The organism is Pseudoalteromonas sp. S554 (genome assembly GCF_005930865.1).
GTDB classification, from domain to species: Bacteria; Pseudomonadota; Gammaproteobacteria; order Enterobacterales; family Alteromonadaceae; genus Pseudoalteromonas; species Pseudoalteromonas marina.
The window spans coordinates 1-1,519 of record NZ_PNDV01000087.1 but is presented as its reverse complement, the minus strand read 5'-3'; the positions used below and the strand labels follow the sequence as shown (position 1 = coordinate 1,519).

1 rRNA gene is annotated in these 1,519 nt (G+C 49.4%); it reads right to left on the bottom strand.

Annotation, left to right across the window (positions count from 1 at the left end):
• Positions 1 to 157: 157 nt before the first annotated feature.
• Positions 158 to 1,519: ribosomal RNA gene (locus tag CWB65_RS16850) — 23S ribosomal RNA — on the bottom strand; the annotation flags it as partial.

Below are 1,519 nucleotides of genomic sequence, written 5' to 3'. Positions count from 1 at the left end.
ATTGTAACAAAGCAAATTTGGGCGTTAATCCGTATTTCTACGCACTAACTGAATTTGGAAAATATCTGATAATATTTTTTAAGTCTTTCTGTCAGTAATATCTACTTTAGTTATTAACTTCTGTCTTAACTGTCACACAAAACGCGTTTGGCGTTGTATGGTTAAGCCTCACGGGTAATTAGTACAAGTTAGCTTAATGGCTCACACCACTTCCACATCTTGCCTATCAACGTTGTAGTCTTCAACGGCCCTTCAGAGACTTTAAAAGTCTAGTGAGAACTCATCTCGAGGCCTGCTTCGCGCTTAGATGCTTTCAGCGCTTATCAGTTCCGAACGTAGCTACCGGGCAATGCCATTGGCATGACAACCCGAACACCAGCGGTTCGTTCACTCCGGTCCTCTCGTACTAGGAGCAACCCCTCTCAATTCTCAAACGCCCACGGCAGATAGGGACCGAACTGTCTCACGACGTTCTAAACCCAGCTCGCGTACCACTTTAAATGGCGAACAGCCATACCCTTGGGACCGACTTCAGCCCCAGGATGTGATGAGCCGACATCGAGGTGCCAAACACCGCCGTCGATATGAACTCTTGGGCGGTATCAGCCTGTTATCCCCGGAGTACCTTTTATCCGTTGAGCGATGGCCCTTCCATTCAGAACCACCGGATCACTATGACCTACTTTCGTACCTGCTCGACGTGTCTGTCTCGCAGTTAAGCTGGCTTCTACCATTACACTAACCGTACGATGTCCGACCGTACTTAGCCAACCTTCGTGCTCCTCCGTTACTCTTTGGGAGGAGACCGCCCCAGTCAAACTACCCACCAGGCACTGTCCGTAACCCCGATTCAGGGGCCAACGTTAGAACATCAAAACTACAAGGGTGGTATTTCAAGGACGACTCCAACAAGACTAGCGTCTCATCTTCAAAGTCTCCCACCTATCCTACACATGTAGGTTCAATGTTCAGTGCCAAGCTGTAGTAAAGGTTCACGGGGTCTTTCCGTCTAGCCGCGGGTACACAGCATCTTCACTGCGATTTCAATTTCACTGAGTCTCGGGTGGAGACAGCGTGGCCATGGTTACACCATTCGTGCAGGTCGGAACTTACCCGACAAGGAATTTCGCTACCTTAGGACCGTTATAGTTACGGCCGCCGTTTACCGGGGCTTCGATCAAGAGCTTCTCCGAAGATAACCCCATCAATTAACCTTCCGGCACCGGGCAGGTGTCACACCGTATACGTCATCTTGCGATTTTGCACAGTGCTGTGTTTTTAATAAACAGTCCCAGCCACCTGGTCACTGCGGCTCCCGTCCGCTTAGAGAGCAAGTCTCATCACAGATAGGAGCGTACCTTCTCCCGAAGTTACGGTACGATTTTGCCTAGTTCCTTCACCCGAGTTCTCTCAAGCGCCTTAGTATTCTCTACCTGACCACCTGTGTCGGTTTGGGGTACGATTCGGTATAATCTGAAGCTTAGAGGCTTTTCCTGGAAGTATGGCATCAGCAACTTCA